The 4,001-nt window shown below is 52.4% G+C and carries 5 protein-coding genes; all 5 read right to left on the bottom strand.

The features are described 5' to 3' along the window. A partial coding sequence (locus H5U36_09510) for an AAA family ATPase (GenBank protein MBC7218346.1) occupies positions 1-1,676 on the bottom strand: 1,676 nt, incomplete at its 3' end. Continuing rightward, positions 1,667-2,389 carry a ribonuclease III gene (rnc, locus tag H5U36_09505; GenBank protein MBC7218345.1) on the bottom strand — a complete coding sequence of 241 codons (723 nt, stop codon included), beginning with the start codon at positions 2,387-2,389 and terminating at the stop codon, positions 1,667-1,669. The genes H5U36_09510 and rnc, both read right to left, overlap by 10 nt. 9 nt (positions 2,390-2,398) lie before the next feature. Further along, the gene (locus H5U36_09500) at positions 2,399-2,632 is read right to left on the bottom strand and encodes an acyl carrier protein (protein MBC7218344.1); all 234 of its coding nucleotides are present in this window, start codon (positions 2,630-2,632) and stop codon (positions 2,399-2,401) included. A 29-nt stretch (positions 2,633-2,661) separates the two neighbouring features. Continuing rightward, the gene (gene fabG / locus H5U36_09495; GenBank protein ID MBC7218343.1) at positions 2,662-3,408 is read right to left on the bottom strand and encodes a 3-oxoacyl-[acyl-carrier-protein] reductase; all 747 of its coding nucleotides are present in this window, start codon (positions 3,406-3,408) and stop codon (positions 2,662-2,664) included. Next, the coding region (locus tag H5U36_09490; GenBank protein ID MBC7218342.1) for an ACP S-malonyltransferase at positions 3,405-4,001 on the bottom strand (597 nt) is incomplete at its 5' end. The genes fabG and H5U36_09490, both read right to left, overlap by 4 nt.

Raw genomic sequence — 4,001 nt, 5'->3', positions numbered from 1 at the left:
CGCCGGGGGAAGAAGAAAAAACCACCCTTGAGGAGGATTACGCTCCCATCAAGGGCAACAAGATTCCAGTCTGGATCCCTTCCTCCCTGGAGGTACGAGAAGATTTCTTCCCTTCTTTTCGTAGCCCACCCCTGGGAAAAGGGCGGAAGAAAGACGTAGGGAACTACCCATTTCCCGCTCTCTTGAGGAATATGTTCTCCCTTAAAGACCTGCACGGTCTTCAGGAGACCAAGCAACCCGTGTACCGCTCGATTCGGCCATCCCATTGAGGCAAGACCAGAACGCACTTCTTCCAAAACTCTATCCGGCATATCTTGAACTTCCACTTCCCTACGCTTTGCGCGAACCTTGAGGAGTAATTCCCGTATTCGTGCAAGGCGCCGCGAAGCATCTTCCTTCCTTTGCTCAAGGTCTCTCCTTCTACTCTCGTACTCTTGCGCCTTCGCCACCAGTGCGGCAAGGCGCCCTTTAAGGCTTTCGACTTCCTGTACAAGTTCCTCTTGCTCCCTTGAGAAACGCTTGTACTCGTTCTCCACGCTCCTCAACATCGTCTCCAGGCGAATGGATTCTTCCCGAGCCCTCTGTTCCCTTGCCTTGAAAAACCTAAGTTCTTCCTCTCTCTCGTCAATGAAACGGGAAATCACCTGTTCCGTTTTTGCAAGACGTGCAAGAGTATCAGGCAAGGGGACAAGGAATTCTCTTTCTTTTTCGAGGCGGCGTATTTCTTCAAGAAGCTCTTTCCCCCGGTTCTCAAGGGTTGCATACCTTTCTTTCCTCCCCCGCATCTCGGTGAGAAGCTGGTACAGCTCTCTCTCTTTCTCTGCAATACTCCGCTTCCCTTCTTCCACCTCGCGACGAAGGGAACGGAGGGTATTCTGAAGGGCAAGAAGTTGGCGTTCTTCCGCGTCGAGATTGAGAAGGGACTGTTCGACAGAGAGGCGATGGAGTTCCTGATCGCAGAAGGATTCCTCTTCGCAAAGGCTTGTTAGGTTACCCCTGAGGTTTTCAAGAAGCTTCGTAAGGTAGGCTTTTCGAGCACCCTGCCACCTCTTTTCTCTTCTCAGGTACTCCTCTTCCTTCTCCGCCCACTCCGCTACACGGGCTCGCTGGAAGGCAATCTCCCGAAGGCGTTCCCGAAAGCGTTCCCGCTTCTCCACCACACTCTGGAGCGTACGGGAGAGACGGGCAAGACGTGTGCGCATTTCAAGAATACCGCTTGCTTCCTCAAGCCAATGGAGGCACTCAAGGGGGCTCAAATCCGAAAGAGCGTGGAGATCGTGATTTGTGACAAAGCCCACCTCAAGGCGGTGAAGGGATAAGCCAAGCTCTGCGAGTTCTCTGCGAAGTTCTCCAAGGCGTATCTTAGAACCCTGAAAAAAATACTCGGTCTCCCCAGAGGCAAAAGCTCGCTTCTCCACCCGGAAAGGGGGAACACCATCTCCCTCAAACGTAAGCTCAACGGAGGCCATTCCAAGCGGGCGATACTTTGCAGAACCATGGAAGAACACTTGATGCCCTCCTTTTCGCTCACCCAGAATCCACCGGAGGGCATCGATGAGATTGCTCTTGCCAGAGCCATTGGGGCCCACAACGACATTGAGACCCGGGCTGAATTCAACGCTTACCGGGTGTGCAAAGGACTTGAAGCCATGAATTGTAACCGTTTTCAGGTACATTGATTATCCTGATTACCCCAGTGATGCCTTTCCTCTCCTACAATTCGTTCCCAAGCCCGGCGTGCCGCTTCTTGTTCAGCCCTTTTTTTGCTCCTCCCCTCGCCCTTCGCCACCACCCGCCCCTGGATTTTCACGACCGCCTGGTACCAGGAGTCGTTCCCTGTTTCGACAAGCTCATACTCAGGAAGACAGGCACAGTACTGGAGACACCAGCGCTGCAAAAGGCCTTTGTAGTTAACCGAAAGAAGGGCAAACTCAATGCCGCCATCACCGCAGAAAATACTCGAGAGAACCTCTCGAGTTCGCTCGTACGATGAGGAATCGACGAAGATTGCTCCGACCACTGCTTCAAAAGCACTCGAGAGAATGGAATCCTTTTCTCGACCACCGTTGCGTTCCTCCCCTCGTCCGAGTTCAATGAACTTTTCAAGACCAATTTTCCGAGCAAGATGGGCAAGACATTCCTCGCTTGCCCATTTCGCTTTCATGAGGGAGAGCCAGCTCCGGGGCCGGTCGTAATTCTGGAAGAGGTAGTCAGCAATGAAAAGACCCACAACAGCATCTCCTAACCACTCGAGCCTGTCATTACAGGCCCCGGCCTTGCCCTCCAGGGCTGATTTATGCCGGAGAGCTGTTCGAAGAATTTCTGGATCTCGGAAAGAGTACCGAATTCTTTTCTCTAACTCCGAGAGGTCTCTCTCTGGTGCAGACATTGAGAAACCTTAGCTCAATTTCGATTCGATGTACTCAACCGCCTCTCCTACGGTCGTGATTTTTTCGGCGTCTTCGTCGGGAATTTCAATGTCAAATTCTTCCTCAAAAGCCATGATGAGCTCAACGATATCAAGGGAGTCGGCTCCAAGATCGTCGATGAAGGAAGCATCAGGGGTTACATCCTCTTCGTCGACTCCAAGCTGGTCAACAATGATTTCCTTCACTTTGGAGAAAACGTCCATAACCCTACACCTCCCAGAGAAAAGGTTTGTTAAGCCATGAAGAGTCCACCATTAATATGAATAGTCTGACCCGTAATGTACCCTGCAGCCTGCGAAGCCAGGAAAGCCACAAGCTGCGCTACTTCCTCCGGTTCACCCCACCTCCTCATCGGCACCTGCCTCAGCCACATCTCTCGAACATCCTCGGGGAGTTTGCGCGTCATTTCCGTGTCAATGAATCCAGGGGCGATGGCATTCACCGTGATACCCAAGGGGGCTACTTCCCGAGCAAGGGATTTCGTAAATCCCAGAAGGGCTGCCTTCGCAGTGGCGTAATTCGTTTGACCTGCGTTCCCCGTAACACCCACAACCGAGGAAATGTTGATAATACGCCCGTACCGCTGTTTCAGCATGTATCGGAGCACTTCCTTGGTACAATTGTACGTTCCCTGGAGGCAAACATCAAGCACCGCTTTCCAGTCCTCATCTTTCATCCGGACAAAGAGAGCATCCCGCGTGATTCCCGCATTATTCACAAGGATATCAATGTGACCCCATCGAGCGACAATATCCTCAACCATTTCCCGTATTTTCTCGCGCACGGTCACGTCCACAATGTACCCTTGGGCTTCGATACCTTCTTTCCGCAACGCTGCAATCGCTTCCTCCATCTCTTCCGGGGAGGTTACATCGTTTATGGCCACTTTTGCTCCACCTATTCCAAGAGTACGGGCAATAGCAAAACCTATACCGCGCCGCGCCCCGGTAACCAGGGCAACCTTTCCCGCAAAACTCAACGACCCTCACCTACCTCACGAAGAGCTGTTGCCAAATGCTGTGGAGAAAAGGTCGGAAGAACAAGAACTTGAGGATACTCACGTTCGAAAAGCTTTGTCAGAACGGTTCCAGGTCCGACCTCAAGAGCTCTCTCCACACCCTCTCGAACAAGGGCATCCATGATATCCTTCCAGCGGACCGTTGCCGTAAGCTGTTGCAAGAGAAGGGAACGGATTTCCTCCGGGTCGGACACGAAAGAGGCGGTCACGTTACTCACATAGGGGTAACGGGGCTTGCGAATTGTAATGCCATCAAGAACCCGGGCAAAGGATTCTCGAGCTTTCTCCATGAAACTCGAATGGAATGGCGCACTCACTCGAAGCTCTACAGCCTTCTTCCCCCCTCGTTCCTTGACCTCCTCGAACACCCGGGAAAGAAGGGAACGCTCAAGGGAAAGGACAACCTGGTCCGAAGAGTTGATGTTAGCTATCTCCACCCGTCCCTCTCTCTGCAAAGACACAACCATAGATTCTACCTCTGAAAGGGGGAGTCCAAGAACCGCAACCATAGTCCCCTCTCCAAGGGGAGAGGCTTCCTGCATGATCTCCCCTCG

The organism is Candidatus Caldatribacterium sp. (genome assembly GCA_014359405.1).
Lineage (GTDB): Bacteria > Atribacterota > Atribacteria > Atribacterales > Caldatribacteriaceae > Caldatribacterium > Caldatribacterium oleiphilum.
The sequence above is the reverse complement of the archived record's forward strand: the minus strand, read 5'-3'. Positions and strand labels throughout refer to the sequence as shown.

Coding starts and splice junctions, on each gene's coding strand:
- rnc (MBC7218345.1), bottom strand. CDS start 2,389: ATGTCTGCACCAGAGAGAGACCTCTCGGAGTTAGAGAAAAGAATTCGG.
- H5U36_09500 (MBC7218344.1), bottom strand. CDS start 2,632: ATGGACGTTTTCTCCAAAGTGAAGGAAATCATTGTTGACCAGCTTGGA.